This window comes from Bifidobacterium angulatum DSM 20098 = JCM 7096, from assembly GCF_001025155.1.
GTDB lineage: Bacteria > Actinomycetota > Actinomycetes > Actinomycetales > Bifidobacteriaceae > Bifidobacterium > Bifidobacterium angulatum.
On record NZ_AP012322.1, the window covers coordinates 456983 to 477535 of the forward strand.

Annotated in this window: 15 protein-coding genes and 3 rRNA genes; 17 read left to right on the top strand and 1 reads right to left on the bottom strand. The window is 59.6% G+C overall.

What is annotated here, in order from left to right:
- The 5 genes from BBAG_RS01820 (at window position 1) to BBAG_RS01840 (ending at window position 4766) form a co-directional block, all read left to right on the top strand.
- Window positions 1–1197 carry an ABC transporter substrate-binding protein gene (locus tag BBAG_RS01820; RefSeq protein WP_003827758.1) on the top strand — a complete coding sequence of 399 codons (1197 nt, stop codon included), beginning with the start codon at window positions 1–3 and terminating at the stop codon, window positions 1195–1197.
- A 73-nt stretch (window positions 1198–1270) separates the two neighbouring features.
- Window positions 1271–2197, top strand: coding sequence for a branched-chain amino acid ABC transporter permease (locus BBAG_RS01825; RefSeq protein WP_003827760.1), 927 nt, complete (start codon window positions 1271–1273; stop codon window positions 2195–2197).
- A gap of 4 nt (window positions 2198–2201) precedes the next feature.
- Complete coding sequence (locus BBAG_RS01830; protein ID WP_003827761.1) at window positions 2202–3275, top strand: branched-chain amino acid ABC transporter permease; 1074 nt, start codon at window positions 2202–2204, stop codon at window positions 3273–3275.
- Entirely contained in the window at window positions 3268–4062 is a 795-nt protein-coding gene (locus tag BBAG_RS01835) for an ABC transporter ATP-binding protein (RefSeq protein WP_003827762.1), read from the top strand. The genes BBAG_RS01830 and BBAG_RS01835 overlap by 8 nt, the downstream gene beginning before the upstream one ends.
- Window positions 4062–4766 carry an ABC transporter ATP-binding protein gene (locus BBAG_RS01840; protein WP_003827763.1) on the top strand — a complete coding sequence of 235 codons (705 nt, stop codon included), beginning with the start codon at window positions 4062–4064 and terminating at the stop codon, window positions 4764–4766. Before BBAG_RS01835 ends, BBAG_RS01840 begins: the two co-directional genes overlap by 1 nt.
- 86 nt (window positions 4767–4852) lie before the next feature.
- Here BBAG_RS01840 and BBAG_RS01845 read toward each other — a convergent pair whose 3' ends face one another.
- A complete protein-coding gene (locus BBAG_RS01845; protein WP_033509206.1) occupies window positions 4853–5509 on the bottom strand; it encodes a sugar O-acetyltransferase in 657 nt (218 codons plus the stop codon).
- Window positions 5510–5747: 238 nt separating this feature from the next.
- On the opposite strand from BBAG_RS01845, the gene BBAG_RS01850 reads away from it, so the two are divergent.
- From BBAG_RS01850 to BBAG_RS08090, 12 genes are all read left to right on the top strand, one after another.
- Window positions 5748–6407, top strand: coding sequence for an L-threonylcarbamoyladenylate synthase (locus BBAG_RS01850; RefSeq protein ID WP_033509204.1), 660 nt, complete (start codon window positions 5748–5750; stop codon window positions 6405–6407).
- Window positions 6404–7531: an MraY family glycosyltransferase gene (locus BBAG_RS01855; RefSeq protein WP_003827767.1), complete on the top strand. Its 1128-nt coding sequence runs from the start codon at window positions 6404–6406 to the stop codon at window positions 7529–7531. Before BBAG_RS01850 ends, BBAG_RS01855 begins: the two co-directional genes overlap by 4 nt.
- A 62-nt stretch (window positions 7532–7593) precedes the next feature.
- Complete coding sequence (gene guaB / locus BBAG_RS01860; protein ID WP_003827769.1) at window positions 7594–9147, top strand: IMP dehydrogenase; 1554 nt, start codon at window positions 7594–7596, stop codon at window positions 9145–9147.
- Window positions 9148–9711: 564 nt separating this feature from the next.
- A 16S ribosomal RNA gene (locus tag BBAG_RS01865) occupies window positions 9712–11242 on the top strand.
- Between the two features lie 425 nt (window positions 11243–11667).
- Window positions 11668–14725: ribosomal RNA gene (locus tag BBAG_RS01875) — 23S ribosomal RNA — on the top strand.
- Window positions 14726–14894: 169 nt separating this feature from the next.
- Window positions 14895–15011: ribosomal RNA gene (gene rrf, locus BBAG_RS01880) — 5S ribosomal RNA — on the top strand.
- Together the 16S, 23S and 5S rRNA genes form the textbook arrangement of a ribosomal RNA operon.
- A gap of 204 nt (window positions 15012–15215) precedes the next feature.
- Complete coding sequence (locus BBAG_RS08200; protein WP_047750045.1) at window positions 15216–15959, top strand: phosphatase PAP2 family protein; 744 nt, start codon at window positions 15216–15218, stop codon at window positions 15957–15959.
- A 185-nt stretch (window positions 15960–16144) separates the two neighbouring features.
- Entirely contained in the window at window positions 16145–16537 is a 393-nt protein-coding gene (locus BBAG_RS08265; protein WP_269147682.1) for a substrate-binding domain-containing protein, read from the top strand.
- A gap of 5 nt (window positions 16538–16542) precedes the next feature.
- Window positions 16543–16689, top strand: a complete 147-nt coding sequence (locus BBAG_RS08765; protein ID WP_269147683.1) for a hypothetical protein — start codon at window positions 16543–16545, stop codon at window positions 16687–16689.
- A gap of 134 nt (window positions 16690–16823) precedes the next feature.
- Complete coding sequence (gene orn, locus BBAG_RS01895; RefSeq protein WP_033508605.1) at window positions 16824–17474, top strand: oligoribonuclease; 651 nt, start codon at window positions 16824–16826, stop codon at window positions 17472–17474.
- A gap of 37 nt (window positions 17475–17511) precedes the next feature.
- Entirely contained in the window at window positions 17512–18927 is a 1416-nt protein-coding gene (locus BBAG_RS01900; RefSeq protein WP_003825571.1) for a DEAD/DEAH box helicase, read from the top strand.
- Window positions 18928–19113: 186 nt separating this feature from the next.
- Window positions 19114–20538 (top strand): polysaccharide deacetylase family protein, encoded by a 1425-nt coding sequence (locus tag BBAG_RS08090; RefSeq protein WP_003825573.1) that lies wholly within the window; start codon window positions 19114–19116, stop codon window positions 20536–20538.
- Window positions 20539–20553: the final 15 nt, after the last annotated feature.

The window sequence follows — 20553 nt, forward strand, 5'->3', positions numbered from 1 at the left end:
ATGAGACGTAAATTTGCCGGAAGGGTCGCTGCGCTCTGCGTGGCGGCGGCCATGACATTGTCGCTAACGGCATGTTCTGGTGGCAACATGTACGCAACGAGCGAAGACAGTATGAAGCTGTCGGACAACGACATCATCACGTTGGGGTCCGTCACCACCAATTCCGGTGCCGCCGCGGCATATGGCGAGGCGGAGATCAGCGGTTTCAAGCTAGCTGTCAGCGAGATCAACGCCGCCGGAGGAATCTTCGGCAAGCAGATCAAACTCAAGTCCATGGATGACAAGGGCGATGTGATCGAGGCATCCAATGCGTTCAACCGACTTGCCGGAGAGAAGGATGTCATCGGCATTCTCGGTCCGACCATCTCATCCACCACCGGTGCAGTGGCGCCGTTGGCCGATCAGAATCAGTTGCCGTCGATCGCTCCGGCTGCGACATCCGATTCCATTGAAACCGGCGGCTACCTGTTCCGCACGTGCTTCAAGGATTCCTATCAGGGCGAGATCGCGGCCAAGTTCGCAGCCGAGGATCTGAAGGTCAAGAAGGTGGCCGTGCTCTACGGCACCGGTGACCCGTACTCCTCCGGTGTCGGCAAGGCGTTCGTGAACGCGGCCAAGAAGGCCGGTCTGGAAGTGGTCGCCGAAGAGAACTCCTCCAGCGCCGACGACACCGAATACTCGTCGCAGCTGCAGAAGGTGCAGGCTGCCGGAGCCGAGTTCCTGTATGCGCCGTACTACTATTCCGCGGCCGGTCCGTATATCATTCCGCAGGCTCGTTCCATCGGCTACAACGGGTACATCATGGGTCCGGACGGCTATGACGGATTGCAGATCACCGGAAGCAAGGCGCGGTACAACAAGGTGCTGTACACCACGCACTATTCCCCGGACGACACTTCCAACAAGAAGGTGCAGAAGTTCATCACCTCGTACAAGAAGGCGAACAACGGCGCAACGCCGAACACGTTCACCGCGTTGGGCTACGATTCCGTCTACATGTTCAAGCAGGCCATCGAGAAGGCGGGCGCCAACGCCAGTCGTGCGGATATCCGCAAGGCCATCTATGGCATGAGCTTCTCCGGCGTTACCGGCGAGTTCACACTCGACTCGCAGGGCTCTCCGAAGAAGTCCGTTATCGTGCTCGAAATGAAGAACGGCAAGCCTACCTATCGCAGTACCATCGAGCCTGCCAAGTAACGGCGGATTCGTCGATTCAATTCATCCAATCAATTATCAGAAGCAAATCAACCTCTATAAGAAAGGGGGAGTGATGGGCAATCAGATCATTATGTTTATCAGTCAGATCTTCAACGGTCTGAAAATCGGCAGCGTGTATTCCCTGGTGGCTTTGGGCTACACCATGGTGTACGGCATCATTCGTCTGATCAACTTCGCGCACGGCGACTTCATCATGGTCGGTGCGTACGTACTCATGCTTACCATTCCGGCAATCATCGCCTGCGGCCTGCCCGCATGGCTTTCCGTCGTCCCGGCGATTCTCGTGTGCGTCGCCGTCGGCGTGCTCGTGGAGAAGGCGGCCTACAAGCCCGTGCGCGAAAAGGGCAACAATATGACCGCCCTGATCACCGCAATCGCCATGAGCCTGCTGCTCGAAAACGGCTCCCAAGCCGTGTTCGGCGCCGACTACCAGACCATTCCGATGATTATCCAGATTCCGTCGCTGACCATCGGCGATCTGAAAATCGACGGTGCGACGATCGTGACCGTGTTGCTCGGCGTCATCATCATGATCGCGTTGCAGCTGTTCGTCTCCCACACCAAGCAGGGCAAGGCCATGCGTGCGGTTTCCGAAGATAAGGAAGCCTCCATCCTCATGGGCATCAACGTGAACTCCACGATCACCCTGACCTTCGCCATCGGTTCCGGCCTGGCCGCGGTCGCTTCGCTGATGTACTGCATCTCCTACCCGCAGGTGTCCCCGATGATGGGCGCCATGCTGGGTCTGAAGGCTTTCGTGGCCGCGGTGCTCGGCGGCATCGGATCCATTCCCGGTGCCATGGTCGGCGGCTTGGTGATCGGCGTGGTCGAAAGCCTGACGAAGGCCTATATCGGCACCATCACCGGAGGCGTTATCACCTCCGCATTCGCGGATGCGATTGTGTTCGGCATTCTCATCATCGTGTTGCTGGTCAAGCCGTCCGGCCTGATGGGCGAACCGGAAAGCGAGAAGGTGTGATCCTATGAAGAAGTCGATGCTTTCCATCAAACAGTCCTATCTTGTCTGCGCCGTCGGCATCGTCGTGCTGTTCGGCATCCTTATGGGCGTGTGCGAGACCGGCGCGGTATCGCTGTATGTCAAGGGTGTCATCATGACCTGCTGCATCGCGGTGATCATGACCACTTCGCTGAACCTTACCATCGGCGTGCTTGGCCAGCTGACGCTTGGCTGCTGCGGCTTCGAAGCCATCGGTGCGTATTCCGCCGCCCTGGTCAGCAAGCTGCTCGTCGCCAACGGCGTCGTCATGAACGACACCGTGCGATTCCTGCTTGTCACCGTTGTCGGCGGCCTGGTCGCCTGCGTGTTCGGCGTGCTTATCGGCATTCCGGCATTGCGTCTGCACGGCGACTATCTGGCCATCATCACGCTTGGCTTTGGTGAGATCATCCGCGTCATTATCCAGAATCTCAAAGTCGCCGGCGGCGAGGGCCTTGATAAGGGTCAGCAGGGTCAGGCGCTGATCGGCATCGACCGTCTGGCCAACCTGTACGTGGTGTTCTGGATCACCGTTGTCACCGTGGTGCTGCTGTTCATGTTCGCGCGCTCCCGGTATGGTCGTGCCGTCAAGGCCATACGAGACGACGAGATCGCGGCCAGCGCATCCGGCATCAACGTCACGTATATGAAAGTGCTGGTCTTTGCGATCTCCGCGTTCTTCGCCGGTATCGCCGGCGGTATTTTCGCCCAGTACATCGGTGCGCTCACCCCGAGCATGGCAGGCTGGCTGCAGTCCATCAACTACGTGATTATGGTGGTGTTCGGCGGCATGGGATCGCTGACCGGTTCCATCGTTTCCGCCATCGGCCTGACCATTTTGCCGGAACTGCTGCGTGCATTCTCCGACTATCGCATGCTGGTGTATTCGGTGGTGCTCGTGCTCATCATGATCTTCCGCCCGCAGGGCATCTTCGGCAACTGGGAGTTCTCGCTGCCTAAGGCGATCAACCGCATCTTCTACCCGAAGGGGAAGAGTAGCGGCACTGGCCAGGCAGGCAAGGGCGAAACAGCCGATTCCAAGGAGGCCAAGCATGAGTGAACCGATTCTGAGAGCGGAGCATCTCGGCATCACCTTCGGAGGTCTTAAAGCGGTCTCCGACTTCAACATGACCATCGATAAGGGCGAACTGGTAGGTTTGATCGGGCCGAACGGTGCCGGTAAGACCACGGTGTTCAATCTGCTCACCGGTGTCTATCAGCCGACCGAGGGCGAGTTCTTCCTGGACGGCAAGCGCATGAACGGCAAGAAGACCTATCAGGTCGTGCGTGCCGGTATCGCGCGAACCTTCCAGAACATCCGCCTGTTCAAGCAGATGACCGTCGAAGAGAACGTGCTGGTCGCATTCAACGAGTCGTTCACCTACAAGATGGGCGGTGCGATCTTCCGCACCCCGCGTTTCTGGAAGCAGGAGAACGATATGCATGCCAAGGCCATCGATCTGCTGCGCATCTTCAACCTTGAGGGCTTGGCCAACACCGAGGCCGCGAATCTGCCGTATGGCGCCCAGCGCAAGTTGGAGATCGCGCGCGCTTTGGCCACCGGTATGAAACTGCTGCTGCTCGACGAGCCTGCCGCAGGCATGAATCCTACGGAGACCGAGGATCTGCTCAACTGCATCAACACGATCCGCGATCGCTTTGGCATCGCCATCCTGCTGATCGAGCATGATATGAGCCTGGTCATGAACGTCTGCCAGCGTATCCAGGTGCTTGATTACGGGCGTACCATCGCTTCGGGTCTGCCGGAGGAGGTCGCCAACAATCCGCAGGTGGTTTCCGCATACCTCGGCGCCGATGACGATACCGAATCCGAGGAGGGGAACTGATGCTCGACATCAAGAATCTCAGTGTGTCCTATGGCGCGATCGATGCCGTCAAGAACATCAGCATGCATGTGGACGACGGCGAGATCGTTTCGCTGATCGGTGCGAACGGCGCCGGCAAAACCACTACGTTGCATACCATCACCGGTCTGGTGCCGGCGAAATCCGGTTCGGTGATGTTCAACGGCCATGATCTGCTCAAGGAGCGCAACCACAATATCGTGACGTACGGCATGGCGCATATTCCTGAAGGTCGTCATGTGTTCACGCGCATGAGCGTCCAGGAGAATCTGGAGATGGGCGCGTTCAGCATCAAGAACGATTCGACGATGGCCGCCGACCTTGACATGGTGTTCGATCTGTTTCCGCGTCTGAAGGAGCGTCGACGCCAGCTTGCCGGCACGCTGTCCGGCGGTGAACAGCAGATGGTCGCCATGGGCAGGGCTCTGATGAGCCATCCGAACACCATTCTGATGGATGAGCCTTCGATGGGCTTGTCGCCGAAGCTGGTGAAGGAGATCTTCGCCATCATCAGGAAGCTGCATGCCGAGGGCATCACCGTGCTGCTGGTCGAGCAGAACGCGAAGATGGCGTTGTCCATCGCCGATCGCGCCTATGTGCTGGAGACCGGTTCCATCACCATGGAGGGCGATGCCAAGGATCTGCTGCACGACGAGAAGGTGCGCAAGGCGTACTTGGGCGCGTAGCGTTTCCTGTCGATATGTCGCAACGCCTCCGATTCGACCTGCCTGGTCGTGTCGGAGGCGTTGCGTTATGTCTGCGGGCCGTTCCGCTATTGCGCGTAGTCCTGCAATGCCGCTGCGTCGGCGTCGGTGATCTGGCGGATCACGTGCGCCGGATTGCCCACCGCCACGGAGTTCGCCGGAATGTCCTTGGTCACCACGGCTCCGGCGCCGATCACGCAACCGTCTCCGATGGTCACGCCGCCCAGTACGGTCACATTGCCGCCGAACCAGCAGTTCGAGCCGATGGTGATTGGACGGCCGTATTCGTAGTCGTAGTAGGAGCCGTCTTCCGCCTGCCGAACGTTGCGATCCTGCCAGCGGATCGGGTGCATGGGCGGCAGGAGCGCAACGTTCGGCCCGAACAGCACGTCATCGCCGATGCTCACCGGCGCGCAGTCCAGACAGGTGAAGTTGAAGTTCATGAATACGCGATCGCCGATGGTGGTATGGCAGCCGTAGTCGAAGAAGACCGGTCCCATGATGTCGAGATGCTCGCCGTGATGGGGGATGAGCTCGTCGAGGATCGCCTGTCGTTCGGCGCTGGCTCCACGCGGCAGAGTGTTGTATCGGGTGCATAGGTCGGCGGAATGCTCCAGTAGCGCGTTAAGTTCCGGGTCTCCGGAACGGTAGAGTTTGCCGTCCAGCATTTCGTCGTGTTCGCTACGGCGTGGTGTGCGTAGTTCGACCGGTGGCAGTGATGTCATGGTGGACTCCTTCGTCGGGATTGGGGCCTGCGGTGGTTCGTAGAGCACACTGCAGGGCTGTTTGCGTTCACAGTATCGCGTTCACAGTATAAGGAGCGTTTTGCCCATACGGTGTCGATCGGGGTTGCGTTATGGGGCTGGCACCTGGTTTTCGCTGCGCACGCCTATGGCATGGTTTGCATCTATCGTTGCCTAGTGGTGCAATGGAAAGGTTGTACCAATGATTAAGGGAGGTGTCATGAGCGAGGTCCGCGCCATTACCGACGAGTCCCTGGCCCAGGCCGCAGCGATCGTTCGCGGCGGCGGTGTGATTGTCATTCCGACTGATACGGTGTACGGCATTGCCTGCGATCCGCGCAATGCCGAAGCCATCCAACGGATATACCAGGCCAAGCACCGTCCACAGTTCAAGGCGTTGCAGGTGCTGCTCGCCTCCATCGACGATATCGATTCCCTTGGTCTCGATCTTCCCGCACCGCTCAATCGCTTGGCCGCCGCGTTCATGCCGGGCGCGTTCTCTCCGATTGCGCTCGCCCGTCCGGATTGCACGTTGGCGACGGTGCGCAAGACTCCGACCGGAACCATGACCCAGGGGGTGCGTATCCCCAATTCAACGGCCAGCCTGCGTATCCTCCGCGCCACAGGCCCGCTGGCCGCATCCAGTGCGAACCGTTCCGGTGGCGAAAGCGCGCAGACCGTGCAGGAGGCCGTGCAGGCTCTGGGCGATAGCGTCGATCTGTATCTTGACGGTGGTGCGACCCCGGGCCATGTCTCCAGTACCGTGGTCGAGGCCGATCCGCATTCGCGCGACGGCATCGCCATTCTGCGCGAGGGCATCATCGGCCAGAACGCCATTCATCAGGCATTGCACATCAACGGCGGGGGATTGGGCATATGAGGATCTACCTGTTCATTGCGGCGATCGCCGGTGGCGCCACCTATCTGCTGACGCCTTTGATCCGCCATCTGGCCATCCGGATCGGCGCCGTGGGCGAGGTGCGCTCGCGCGACGTGCATACCATTCCCACGCCGCGTATGGGTGGTTTGGCCATGATGCTGGGGTTCGTCATCGCCATGCTGTTTGCAAGCAGGATCCCCTTCATTCAAGGCCTGTTCCACGAGAATCATCAGGCGTGGGTGGTGATGATCGGCGCGGTGCTGATCTGTCTTCTGGGTATGGCCGACGATCTGTGGGATCTCGATTGGATGCTGAAAATGGCGGGGCAGCTGCTTATTTCGGTGTTTGTGGCGTGGGGTGGTCTGCAGATCATCTCATTGCCGCTGGGGTCTTTGGTAACTGCGTCTCCCAGCCTGTCCATGGCTATTACGGCGTTTCTGATTGTCGCCTCGATCAATGCGGTCAATTTCGTGGATGGCCTTGATGGCCTTGCCTCGGGTATCGTCGCAATTGGCGGCATCGCGTTTGCCATCTATTCGTACGTGCTGGCGCGTACCTCTCCCTCATATGCTTCCATGGCCACGCTGATCGATGTTGCGATGGTGGGCATCTGCACGGGGTTCATCATGCATAACTGGCATCCGGCAAAATTGTTCATGGGCGATTCCGGTTCCATGCTGCTGGGCTATCTCATCACCTGCGCCTCCATCGTGATGACCGGCCATATCGATCCGGCGTCCGTACATACCAGCGTCTATCTGCCGGTGTTCATGCCGATTCTGCTGCCGGTGCTGGTGCTGTTCCTGCCGGTGCTCGACATGTGTCTTGCCATTGTTCGGCGTTTGAGCAAGGGGCAGTCTCCGATGCACCCCGACCGTATGCATCTGCATCATCGCATGCTGCGCATCGGTCATTCCGTTCAGGGTGCGGTGCTGATTCTTTGGGCGTGGGCTGCGCTGATTTCCTTCGGATCGTTGATGATTCTGTTCGTTCCCGCATGGTTGGTGCTGGTCGGCATGGTCGTCGCCGCCGCAATTCTTACGGTTGTCACCATGTATCCGTATTTGAAGCATCGTCTTGTCGAACTGCGCGAGGAGGATTCGGTCAACGCCAATCGGCAGTAGTCGTGTCCGCATCCTGTCATGTCGTATGCCAATAAGTCAGGTGTCGTTCATATAGTGAGTACATGGCTACAAATTCTGATATCTTTGCAGAGCCTCAATCTGCATACGCACCGCTTCCGACCATCTTCGCTAGCCTTGGCCTCGCCTATGACGATGTGCTGCTGCTGCCTAACGCGACGGATGTCATCCCCTCTGAAGTAGATACCACCACCCATCTGACCCGTAAGATCACGATGAAGGTTCCGGTACTTTCCGCTGCAATGGATACCGTAACCGAGGCTGAAATGGCCATCGCCATGGCTCGTAATGGCGGCATCGGCGTGCTCCACCGTAATCTTTCCATTGATGACCAGGCTGCCCAGGTCGATGTGGTCAAGCGTTCCGAATCCGGCATGATCACCAACCCGCTGACCGTGAGCCCCGAGGTCACTCTGGCCGATCTCGACAAGCTGTGCGGCAAGTTCCGCATCTCCGGCCTTCCTGTAGTCGATAAGGACAATAAGCTCGTCGGCATCATCACCAACCGTGATATGCGTTTCATTCCTTCCGAGGATTACGACACGCTCAAGGTCAAGGATGTGATGACCCGTGAGAACCTCATCACCGGTCCGACCAACATCTCCAAGGATGACGCGCATCGTCTGCTGGCCAAGCATAAGGTCGAGAAGCTGCCGCTGGTCGATTCCGAAGGCCATCTGACCGGCCTGATCACCGTTAAGGATTTCGTCAAGACCGAGCAGTACCCGGACGCCACCAAGGATGAGCAGGGGCGTCTGCGCGTCGCTGCCGGCGTCGGCTTCCTGGGCGATGCGTACAATCGTGCCTCCGCGCTGATGGAGGCCGGTGTCGATGTGCTGGTCGTCGACACCGCCAACGGCGAGGCCCGTCTTGCGCTCGACATGATCTCCCGCCTCAAGCATGATTCCGCGTTCGACAACGTGCAGATCATCGGCGGTAACGTTGCCACCCGTTCCGGTGCCCAGGCCATGATTGATGCCGGCGCCGATGCCGTCAAGGTCGGTATCGGACCTGGCTCCATCTGCACCACCCGCGTTGTCGCCGGTGTTGGTGTTCCGCAGCTCACCGCCGTGTACGAGGCCGCTCAGGCCTGTCGTGCCGCTGGTGTTCCCTGCATCGCCGATGGTGGCATCCATTACTCCGGCGATATCGCCAAGGCTCTGGTCGCCGGCGCCTCCACCGTTATGCTGGGCGGCGCCCTTGCCGGCTGTGAGGAAGCTCCGGGTGAGAAGGTTCTGCTGCATGGCAAGCAGTACAAGCTGTACCGTGGCATGGGCTCTTTGGGCGCCATGGCTCCGCGCGGCAAGAAGTCCTATTCCAAGGATCGTTACTTCCAGGCCGATGTCACCTCCAACGACAAGGTCATTCCGGAAGGCGTCGAGGGCGAGGTGCCGTACCGTGGCTCGCTCAACGCCGTGCTGTATCAGATGATCGGCGGCCTGCATCAGTCGATGTTCTACATCGGTGCCCACAACATCGCCGAGATGCCGGAACGCGGCAAGTTCATCCGCATCACCGATGCCGGCTTGCGCGAATCCCATCCGCACGACATCATGATGACCGCCGAGGCTCCGAACTACACCGGTTTCCATAACTGATCGCAGTTCGCGTCGTAAGGCGTAGGTTGTACATAGGCGAGGGCCGTTCCATTGTGGAGCGGCCCTCGTTGCATATCCATCCCTAGGCTGTCGTTTTGGTGGGTGTGCTTGTGTGACGCGCCGTTGTCTGGTTGTTCTGTGGTGTTTGGTGGGGGGTTCCGGTGTTCCCGTGGGTGTCGTGGGTGTGGTTCGGGCCGGTTTCGGGGTGTTTTCGACACGCCGGTGTTTGCGTGTGTTTCCAATGGTTTTGGGGGTGTTCGTGTGGGTCGGGGTTGCGTGTGGGCCGGGGTTGGTGTAAGTTTTTCTCTTGCTGCTCGGCACGGGGTGCTTCCCCTTGGGGCTGGTGCTTCCGGTCCGGTGCGGTGGTGGTTTGAGAACTCAAGAGCGTGTCTGTACTACTTTATGCAAGTCAATGATTGCCAGTCCGCCGTCCGCTTCCCGTTGGGGAGTGGCCGAGGGGCCTTGAAGGTCGGCGGGGTTTTCGTGCGATAGCGCCTTTCCTTATAAGGCGAAGTCGATTTTCTTTATTTTGGGAGTCACATGTTGATTCCCTTCGCGAAGTTTTTTGTGGAGGGTTCGATTCTGGCTCAGGATGAACGCTGGCGGCGTGCTTAACACATGCAAGTCGAACGGGATCGGCTGGAGCTTGCTCCGGCCGTGAGAGTGGCGAACGGGTGAGTAATGCGTGACCGACCTGCCCCGTACACCGGAATAGCTCCTGGAAACGGGTGGTAATGCCGGATGCTCCAGTCCATCGCATGGTGGTCTGGGAAAGATTTTATCGGTATGGGATGGGGTCGCGTCCTATCAGGTAGTCGGCGGGGTAACGGCCCACCGAGCCTACGACGGGTAGCCGGCCTGAGAGGGCGACCGGCCACATTGGGACTGAGATACGGCCCAGACTCCTACGGGAGGCAGCAGTGGGGAATATTGCACAATGGGCGCAAGCCTGATGCAGCGACGCCGCGTGCGGGATGACGGCCTTCGGGTTGTAAACCGCTTTTGTTGGGGAGCAAGCCTTCGGGTGAGTGTACCCTTCGAATAAGCACCGGCTAACTACGTGCCAGCAGCCGCGGTAATACGTAGGGTGCAAGCGTTATCCGGAATTATTGGGCGTAAAGAGCTCGTAGGCGGTTCGTCGCGTCCGGTGTGAAAGTCCATCGCTTAACGGTGGATCTGCGCCGGGTACGGGCGGGCTGGAGTGCGGTAGGGGAGACTGGAATTCCCGGTGTAACGGTGGAATGTGTAGATATCGGGAAGAACACCAATGGCGAAGGCAGGTCTCTGGGCCGTTACTGACGCTGAGGAGCGAAAGCGTGGGGAGCGAACAGGATTAGATACCCTGGTAGTCCACGCCGTAAACGGTGGATGCTGGATGTGGGGCCCATTCCACGGGTTCCGTGTCGGAGCTAACGCGTTAAGCATCCCGCCTGGGGAGTACGGCCGCAAGGCTAAAACTCAAAGAAATTGACGGGGGCCCGCACAAGCGGCGGAGCATGCGGATTAATTCGATGCAACGCGAAGAACCTTACCTGGGCTTGACATGTTCCCGACAGCCCCAGAGATGGGGCCTCCCTTCGGGGCGGGTTCACAGGTGGTGCATGGTCGTCGTCAGCTCGTGTCGTGAGATGTTGGGTTAAGTCCCGCAACGAGCGCAACCCTCGCCCCGTGTTGCCAGCACATGATGGTGGGAACTCACGGGGGACCGCCGGGGTTAACTCGGAGGAAGGTGGGGATGACGTCAGATCATCATGCCCCTTACGTCCAGGGCTTCACGCATGCTACAATGGCCGGTACAACGGGATGCGACATGGCGACATGGAGCGGATCCCTGAAAACCGGTCTCAGTTCGGATTGGAGTCTGCAACCCGACTCCATGAAGGCGGAGTCGCTAGTAATCGCGAATCAGCAACGTCGCGGTGAATGCGTTCCCGGGCCTTGTACACACCGCCCGTCAAGTCATGAAAGTGGGTAGCACCCGAAGCCGGTGGCCCAACCAGTTCGCTGGGGGGAGCCGTCTAAGGTGAGACTCGTGATTGGGACTAAGTCGTAACAAGGTAGCCGTACCGGAAGGTGCGGCTGGATCACCTCCTTTCTACGGAGATTGCAGTCCGTGTTTTCGGACAGTGTGTGCCGCGCCGGCGCGATGGTCGTGCCGTGTCGCGGGTGCTGGTGTGGAAGAGATCATGCGGCTTGCATGGTATGGGCATGCTTTTGGGCTCCCGGACCGCCACCCCGCGGGTTTTTCCCGTGGTGCGGTTCGTTGCCCATGCGTGGTGCGCGCGTCCCCTTGGGGGTGTGCGTGGGCGCGTGGCGCGTGGTGGTTTGAGAACTGGATAGTGGACGCGAGCGAGGCGGAGGCCGTCGGCCTTCGTTTTGCTTCTATTGTTTTTCGATCGAACTTCATTTGAATGTTTTGTTTATTGTTGTTCGTCGATCGTTTTGTGATCATTTCAGATGTGATGATTTGTCGTCTGGGAATTTGCCGATAGGGCGTCTTGCGGGTCCCGTACGGGTGTATGGGTTGCCTGCAAGGGCGTGGGGTGGATGCCTTGGCAGACAGGACCGATGAAGGACGTTGGAGGCTGCGATAAGCCTCGGGGAGCCGCCAACCGGGCTTTGATCCGAGGATTTCCGAATGGGGAAACCCGCCGGCCGTCATGGGCCGGCACCGCCTTCGGGCGGGGGGTACGCAGGGAAGTGAAACATCTCAGTACCTGCAGGAGAGGATATTCCGTGAGTAGTGGCGAGCGAAAGCGGATCAGGCCAAACCTGGGGCGCGCGATACCCGTCGGGGGTTGCGTCCTGGGTGTTGTGGGAAGCCCTGTCCCGGTGCCGACGCGCCGGGCGGGAGTCACAAAACCATGTCTTAGGCGAACCGGGTTGAATACCGGGCCGCAGAGGGTGATGGCCCCGTAGCCGTAGGGACATGGTCTTCCGATGGGTTCTCCCAAGTAGCACGGGCCCCGTGGAATCCCGTGCGAATCCGTGCAGACCGTTGCATAAGCCTAAATATTCCTGTCTGACCGATAGCGAACGAGTACCGTGAGGGAAAGGTGAAAAGTACCCCGGGAGGGGAGTGAAATAGTCTCTGAAACCGTGCGCCTACAAACCGTCGGAGCCCTGAGGGGTGACGGCGTGCCTATCGAAAAATGAGTCTGCGAGTCAGTGGCATGTGGCGAGGCTAACCCGGGTGGGGGAGCCGTAGCGAAGGCGAGTCTCAAAAGGCGTTTTGAGTCGCGTGCCCTGGACCCGAAGCGGGATGATCTAGCCCTGGGCAGGTTGAAGCGCGGGTAAGACCGCGTGGAGGACCGAACCCACTTAGGTTGAAAACTGAGGGGATGACCTGGGGCTAGGGGTGAAAGGCCAATCAAATTCCGTGATAGCTGGTTCTCTCCGAAATGCATTTAGGTGCAGCGTCGCGTGATTACATCCGGGGGGTAGAGCTACTGGATGCTTGCGGGCCCATACCGGGTACCAACAGCAACCAAACTCCGAATACCCGTGATGCGTATCGCGGCAGTGACCCGGCGGGGGATAAGCTCCGTCGTGGAGAGGGAGACAGCCCAGATCGTCGTCTAAGGTCCCCAAGCGTGTGCTAAGTGGGAAAGGATGTGGAGTCGCATAGACAGCCAGGAGGTTGGCTCAGAAGCAGCCATCCTTGAAAGAGTGCGTAACAGCTCACTGGTCTAGTGGTTCCGCGCCGACAATGTAGCGGGGCTCAAGCACACCACCGAAGACGCGGCAGTACTTCTGTACTGGGTAGGAGAGCGTCCCGTGCGGGGCGAAGCGGCGGCGTGAGCCTGTCGTGGACCGCACGGGAGTGAGAATGCAGACATGAGTAGCGAGAGCGGGGTGAAGATCCCCGCCGCTGGATGACCAAGGGTTCCGGGGCCACGTTCATCGTCCCCGGGTTAGTCGGGTCCTAAGGCGAGGCCGACAGGCGTAGTCGAATGGACGAACGGGTCGATATTCCCGTACCGGCTTTGGACCGACCGGTCCGAGACCGGGTTGCTAACCTCCGTTCCGGTTCCGTGCCCTCCTTCGGGTGGGTGTGGGTCCGGCGCGTTGGGAACCGCCCGGCAGTAGGGCAGCGCAGGAGTGACACGGACGGGTAGCCGGCCGCGGAGGTGGTTTTCCGTGGTCAAGCACGCAGCCCGTCGCACAGGCAAATCCGTGCGGCGTGTGGGCGAGGTGCGATGATGGGGCCCTTATGGGCCGATATCCGGTGATCCCTGCCGTCGAGAAAAGCTTCGGCGCGAGGGCCAATGCCGCCCGTACCCCAAACCGACACTGGTGGTCAGGTAGAGAATACCAAGGCGATCGAGCGAATCCTGGTCAAGGAACTCGGCAAATTGCTCCCGTTCCTTCGGTTTAAGGGAGACCCCCTGCTGTGAACGGGCTTGCCCCGGGAGCGGCGGGGGGTGGCACAGGCCAGGGGGTAGCGACTGTTTACCAAAAACACAGGTGCATGCGAAGGCGAAAGCCGCTGTATATGCACTGACGCCTGCCCGGTGCCGGAAGGTTAAGAGGATCCGTCAGCCCTCGGGCGAAGCGGTGAATTCAAGCCCCGGTAAACGGCGGTGGTAACTATAACCATCCTAAGGTAGCGAAATTCCTTGTCGGGTAAGTTCCGACCTGCACGAATGGCGTAACGACTTCCCCACTGTCTCGACCAGGAGCTCGGCGAAATTGCAGTACGAGTAAAGATGCTCGTTAAGCGCAGAAGGACGAAAAGACCCCGGGACCTTTACTATACCTTGGTATTGGCATTCGGTGTGGATTGTGTAGCATAGGCGGGAGGCTACGAGTCATGGGCGCCAGCCCGTGAGGAGCCGTCGTTGAAATACCGCTCTGTTCGCATTGGATGTCTAACCTCGAGCAGTCATCCTGCTCAGGGACAGTGCCTGGCGGGTAGTTTAACTGGGGCGGTTGCCTCCCAAAGAGTAACGGAGGCGCTCAAAGGTTCCCTCAGCCCGGTTGGCAATCGGGTGGCGAGTGTAAGCGCACAAGGGAGCTTGACTGCGAGACTGACGGGTCGAGCAGGGACGAAAGTCGGAGCTAGTGATCCGGTGCCGGCGTACGGACGCGGCATCGCTCAACGGATAAAAGGTACCCCGGGGATAACAGGCTGATCATTCCCAAGAGTCCATATCGACGGGATGGTTTGGCACCTCGATGTCGGCTCGTCGCATCCTGGGGCTGGAGCAGGTCCCAAGGGTTCGGCTGTTCGCCGATTAAAGCGGCACGCGAGCTGGGTTCAGAACGTCGTGAGACAGTTTGGTCTCTATCCTCTGCGCTCGTTGGAATCCTGAGGAGGCCTGCCCATAGTACGAGAGGACCTGGGTGGACGAACCTCTGGTATGCCGGTTGTCGCGCCAGCGGCACGGCCGGTTGGCTACGTTCGGAAGGGATAACCGCTGAAAGCATCTAAGCGGGAAGCCTGCTCCGAGATTAGGATTCCTCGCGGCCTCGGGCCGCGCGACCCCCCATGTAGAACACGTGGTCGATAGGCCGGACGTGGAAGCCCCGCAAGGGGTGGAGCTGACCGGTACTAACGGGGGAAAGGCAATCATACTCCATCATCCGGGTCCCGGGTGGTGGCCCGTATTGCGTCCTTCGGATGATTCCCCACGGCAGGGAGCGTCCGGAATGCGTCACAAGACTTTTTTCGCGTCCATTGTCCGGTTCCCGGACCGTCACGGTCCGATCCCCCCGGGGTCCTTCCGGGGAAGGTCGACAAGATTTGCGGCGGCCATGGCCAGGGTGAGACGCCCGGTCCCATTCCGAACCCGGAAGCTAAGGCCCTGCACGGCGATGGTACTGCACCCGAGAGGGTGTGGGAGAGTAGCGCGCCGCCGCTTTCACACGATACGGTTCCCCCCGGTCGAGCCCCCACGGGCTCCCGGGGGGATCCTCGTTTTTCCCACGCACGCGCGGGCGGGCCCGACGGCGGGGCGGACGGGCAGGGAAACAGGGAAGGCCGCAGGGCGTCGTCCATGTGCCGTTTCTGTCATGGATCGCCGCAGGGGGTACGCGGTGCATACATCAAGTGAGAGAATGACGGAATGCATTTGAAGGCACATTACGATACGCGGGCACGTTCCGCTATTACAGTGACGATTCTGGTCTGCTGTATTGTTCCCCTGATAGGTTTTCTGCTTTGCAATTCACATACGTTCGTATCGTATGAGACTCATTTGCTGGTAAGACTGTCCAACCGTCCACAATGGCTTTATGATTGTTCCGCTATATTCGCACTCCTGTTCTCTACAGGGGGCTGCGTGCTGCTGCTGGCTATCATTGCCTGCATCGATTTTCGATTTGCGCATTCAATCAGAACCGTTCTAGGCGATGTGGCTGTTGCGGCATCGCCAATCGTATATGTGACCGGCATCAAATGGTTGGTGGAACGGCCAAGGCCGGTTACCGCCTTGCATTCCAACCTGTTGCCGACCGATCCGAGTTTTCCCAGCGGCCACACCGCTGGGGCGGTTATTGTGGCGACGATGATCCTATTGACAGTGCGTAACGCTGCGCATTGCAGGATGCGGGGGATCGAAGAACTACGACGGCATATGGGAGTAGTGCCGGAAGCCTGCAGAAATGGCGGCACTGCTGGAAGCATTGAAGCCGTTTATACCAGGCGAGCAATGGTAACGGGTACGATTCTGGTCGTTGCAGTTGGAATATCGCGTTTGCTGCTCGGTTTGCATTTTCCCACGGATGTGCTCACCTCGGCCATTGTCTGCCCGCTGATCTCGTATACGGTCTGGATAATACGCGAACAATTACGATCGGCAAAAGCATGACGGAACAACGACTGAGCAACAAGACATCATCTGTAGCTTAATGCGAATAATATGTGGTTAGCGATATCGAGATACGACGAGTGAGGGGTTGATTGGTACGAAACAGTACCGACCAACCCCTCACTCATATGGGCGGACTTGGATTTTAGCGCACGCGTTTGATGCCAAGCACGGAGATTGCGGCGATGAGCGGTGTGGTACGGTTCCTGCGTTCCCAGGGGCATACGACGCTAGCCTACGTAAGCCAGCCGGTGAATGCCTCGCCATTCATCTGCTCGGAGTCCGTGCGAGAGCAGGGCTTTGTACGCGCCGCCGAGGAATGCGGTTACGGGGATGGCGATGTCATAGTGATTCCCTCGCTGTGTAATGCGGGTGAACAGGTGGAACAGGATATGTATTCGGGCATCGTCGCGCAGCTGTTGAGCGTAGTCAGAAAGCCGACCGGCATATGCGTCTCCTGCGACGCGGCAGCAGTGCCGTTGATCAAGGAGATGCGCCGTATGGGGTGGCGTGTGCCACAGGAGATGCGTCGGTTATCGGATTCGACGACGATATCAGCGCCGCCGTTGCCGGCCTGACCACCGTGCACCAGAACCCAGTGCAGATCGGTCGGGAGGCGGCACACAAGGCGCTTGCATTGATGAACGGGCAGACTCTGGACGAGCCCGTTCACACCATGCCGACATCACTGGTGCTGCGCAGCACCACGGAACGGGTTGCGGTTCACTGACTGCCGCCTTCCGCCTGAACGGCATCTTCGTGTGGGCCGGTTATGCAATCCGCTAATCTCCCTACCTCGCGGTATCTTCGTATGTTCGGCCTCACGGCCGCAACGCCACGACATAACAAGGAAACGAGGCAATGATGGTAGATGCGCATGATGGCGAAACTTACACCGCGGAGGGTTCGCGCCTGATCTGGATCGACTGCGAGATGACCGGCTTGGATATCTTCGGCGGCGACGAGCTGGTCGAAGTCTCCGTGGTGCCGACCGACTTCGATCTGAACGTACTGGACGAAGGCGTCGATTACGTCATCAAGCCCAGCCAGAAGGCCGTTGACCATATGAACGATTTTGTGCGCAACATGCACACCCGTTCCGGCCTGATCAACGAATGGGAGAACGGTCTGTCGCTGGAGGAGGCACAGGCCAAGGTCGTCGACTACGTCAAGCGGTTCACTCCGGACGGCGTCAAGCCGCTGCTGGCCGGCAACTCCATCGGCTCCGACAAGAAGTTCCTCGACCATTACATGCCGGAACTCATGGAACACCTGCACTACCGCGTCATCGACGTGAGCACGCTCAAGGAGCTCGCACGCCGCTGGTACCCCGCCGTATACCAGAACCGCCCGCCGAAGAACGGCGGCCACCGTGCGCTTGCGGATATCATCGAATCGCTCGACGAACTGCGCTACTACCGCAAGGCCTTCATGGCTCCAGCCCCCGGCCCCGATGACGTCGCCGCCAAGGCCATGGCCGACGATATCGCGGCCACGAGCATTCTGAACAAGTAAGCGAAGGCGAAGCGAACCCCGCGAGGCGAGGAGAGATATGCAGCAGTCGGAAGCGCTGGCCATTCTGAACGCCGGGGCGAACGTGTTCCTCACGGGTGCCCCCGGTGCAGGCAAAACCTACGTGCTCAACGAGTTCGTGCGTGCGGCTCGTGAGGAGGGCGCGAACGTCGCTGTCACCGCATCCACGGGCATCGCGGCCACGCATATCAACGGTCAGACCATCCACTCTTGGAGCGGCATCGGCCTGGCCACCTCGTTGAGCGAGCGTCTGCTCACAACGATTCGCACGCGACGCAAACGCAAACTGCAAGCGGCTGACATCCTCGTCATCGACGAAGTGTCGATGATGCATGCCTGGCTGTTCGACATGGTCGATCAGGTGTGCCGCAGGATCCGACTCGACCCGCGCCCGTTCGGTGGGCTGCAGGTTGTGGTTTGCGGTGATTTCTTCCAGCTGCCGCCGGTCAGCACCTCCAACCGCAATCATGATGTGATCGCGCCTACGCCGGAATTCGTAGCGTCGCGCGAACGGTACGCCCAACAGGGCAAGAATCCGGAAGGATTCGTCACCGAATCATTGGTCTGGGACGAGTTGGGTTGCATCGTCTGCTACTTGACCGAACAACACCGTCAGGACGATGGCAGGCTGTTGGGCGTGCTTACCGACATTCGGCAGAGAACCGTCAACGATGATGACCGCGCTGCATTGGCGACATGTCTCGGCATGCTGCCCGAACCAGGCCAGCAGGCGGTGAATCTGTTCCCCGTGAACAAGCAGGCGGACACCCTGAACGATATGAGACTGTTCGAGATCCGCGAGGAGCCGCACGAATACCTCGCCCGCGCGGCAGGACCGGCGAATCTGGTGGAACGGCTCAAACGCAACATGCTTGCGCCGGAACGGCTGCAGTTGAAAACCGGTGCGGCGGTGATGGCCGTGCGCAACGATCAGAACCATCAGTTCGTCAACGGGTCGCTCGGCACGGTTCGGGCGTTCGTGCCGGAATCGAAGGGCGGTTGGCCGATCGTCGAATTCGAAAACGGCAATATCGTCACCATGAAACCCGATTGTTGGGAGATGATGGACGGCGACACCGTGCTCGCCAGCGTGAACCAGGTGCCGTTGCGCTGCGCGTGGGCGATCACGATTCACAAGTCGCAGGGCATGACGCTCGACCGCGCGGTGATGGACCTGCGCCGCACCTTCGCGCCGGGCATGGGGTACGTGGCGCTCTCCCGCGTGGAATCGATGCGAGGGCTGTATCTGACCGGAGTGAACGAACGCATGTTCCTGGTCTCGCCGGATGCTGTGAGGCTTGATGGCAGTCTTCGCGTGGCTTCCCATGAAGCCTCGGCGCGGCTGGCCGATGAGGGTGCAAGCGTGTTTAAACCCAGCAACGCCGAAGCCGCCGACGAATCAAAAAGCGAATTCGCCCAGGATGCGCTGTTCTAGGCGCATACAACATTTGATGGCGAAAAAGACGCTTTTTGCTCATCTGATAACTTATTGTTCCTATCCTCTTAATGGAAGACACAAAAGCGGGAGTCCGCGGCGTGCGCCGCGGCGGGACGCCCGTCGCCACCAAACCGGCGAAGGGTAACGGATGAGAACCCTGGCCTGATGACAAGGGGAGACTGAATGAGCGACAATCGTAATCGCGACGGCATGGACGAGCTGCGCGAGCTTGGCGGTGAGGAGTATGGCGACACCGGTGGGCAATCGGACGGCGATGGGAGCGGCAAGGCCACCGGCAGGAAACGGCGCGTAATCGTCGGTGCCCTTATCGCGATATTCGCGGCAGGCATGGTATTCGCCGGATGGAACGTCATCGGCGCGGCCATGGCGAACAATCGACGGGCCCATGCGGCGGCGCTCGCCGACTGCCGGTCGGCGCGCACGGATTACATCAGAACATATACCTCCTATACGCCGGCCATGAGCAAGGCGGCGACTCTGCTGAAGGAGACGAAATCCATCACCGACAGCGACGCCCGCGACCGGCTGCGGCAACAGGTGGACAGCCTGCGCGGCAGCGGCGTCGAAGAGCTCGCAGCGAAGGAATGCTCGGCGAAGCAGTCGCGCGGGGAGCTTTCGGACCTTGCCGACAGTTACGGCAGGTCGAGGACGGTCATGGTGAACGGCCTGACTACAGTGCAATACGATTCGCAGACGCTGCAGCAGATGATTGACGGGATGAACGCGCAGGACATGCGCAAGCAGCTGTCCAAGCTCATCTCCCGCGGCGAACTCGCACTGGAACGGTCCAAGGGCAAGGTGGACGAGTCCAAGCGGAGCACTTTGGAGACGGAGCTCGCCTCCGCCAAGCACACCCTTGATACGGCAAGCAGCGACGATGCGACCGCTCTGAACGGCGAATTCGCCCGACTGAGGGGCGCTGTCGACGATATTATCGCGTCTATGCCGCTCGACTGCCATTTCACCCAGTGCGTGGCGCTCACCTTCGATGACGGGCCGAACAAGACGAACACGCCGAAGGTGCTCGATGTGTTGAAGAACGCCGGTGTGCCGGCTACGTTCTTCCTGCAGGGGCAGTTCGTGAACGGTTCCAATGTGGGGCTTGTCAGGCGCATGACCGGGGAGGGGCATGATGTCGGTTCGATTTCGTGGCGGCATACGCAGATGCATGGCATGCCCGCCGAGCAGCTGAGGAAATGGTTTGACGACACTGATGCGGTGATCTCCAAGGCAAGCGGGAAGGACGTCACGCTATTCCGCCCTCCGGATGGCGCATGGGGCGACGCATTGCGTGCGCAGGCCAGGGATTCCGGTCAGGCCATGATTCTATGGGGTGTGGATTCCGGCGATTGGGGCAAGCTTGGTGCCGACGCCATAACCAAGCGTGTGGTCGACGGCGCGTATTCCGGTTCCATCGTCTCCCTGCATGACGGCAATGCCGCGACCGCCAAGGCGCTGCCGAAGATCATTAAAGGGCTTAAGGGCAAGGGGTATACCCTGGTCACGGTGAGCACGCTGCTTGCTGGAGACATTCAACCCGGCGATGTGGCGTACGGCCTGAACGACGTGCAACGCGACGCCGAATGACTGTATTCAGTGGGG

Coding starts and splice junctions, on each gene's coding strand:
- BBAG_RS01820 (WP_003827758.1), top strand. CDS start 1: ATGAGACGTAAATTTGCCGGAAGGGTCGCTGCGCTCTGCGTGGCGGCG.
- BBAG_RS01825 (WP_003827760.1), top strand. CDS start 1,271: ATGGGCAATCAGATCATTATGTTTATCAGTCAGATCTTCAACGGTCTG.
- BBAG_RS01830 (WP_003827761.1), top strand. CDS start 2,202: ATGAAGAAGTCGATGCTTTCCATCAAACAGTCCTATCTTGTCTGCGCC.
- BBAG_RS01835 (WP_003827762.1), top strand. CDS start 3,268: ATGAGTGAACCGATTCTGAGAGCGGAGCATCTCGGCATCACCTTCGGA.
- BBAG_RS01840 (WP_003827763.1), top strand. CDS start 4,062: ATGCTCGACATCAAGAATCTCAGTGTGTCCTATGGCGCGATCGATGCC.
- BBAG_RS01845 (WP_033509206.1), bottom strand. CDS start 5,509: ATGACATCACTGCCACCGGTCGAACTACGCACACCACGCCGTAGCGAA.
- BBAG_RS01850 (WP_033509204.1), top strand. CDS start 5,748: ATGAGCGAGGTCCGCGCCATTACCGACGAGTCCCTGGCCCAGGCCGCA.
- BBAG_RS01855 (WP_003827767.1), top strand. CDS start 6,404: ATGAGGATCTACCTGTTCATTGCGGCGATCGCCGGTGGCGCCACCTAT.
- guaB (WP_003827769.1), top strand. CDS start 7,594: ATGGCTACAAATTCTGATATCTTTGCAGAGCCTCAATCTGCATACGCA.
- BBAG_RS08200 (WP_047750045.1), top strand. CDS start 15,216: ATGCATTTGAAGGCACATTACGATACGCGGGCACGTTCCGCTATTACA.
- BBAG_RS08265 (WP_269147682.1), top strand. CDS start 16,145: ATGAGCGGTGTGGTACGGTTCCTGCGTTCCCAGGGGCATACGACGCTA.
- orn (WP_033508605.1), top strand. CDS start 16,824: ATGGTAGATGCGCATGATGGCGAAACTTACACCGCGGAGGGTTCGCGC.
- BBAG_RS01900 (WP_003825571.1), top strand. CDS start 17,512: ATGCAGCAGTCGGAAGCGCTGGCCATTCTGAACGCCGGGGCGAACGTG.
- BBAG_RS08090 (WP_003825573.1), top strand. CDS start 19,114: ATGAGCGACAATCGTAATCGCGACGGCATGGACGAGCTGCGCGAGCTT.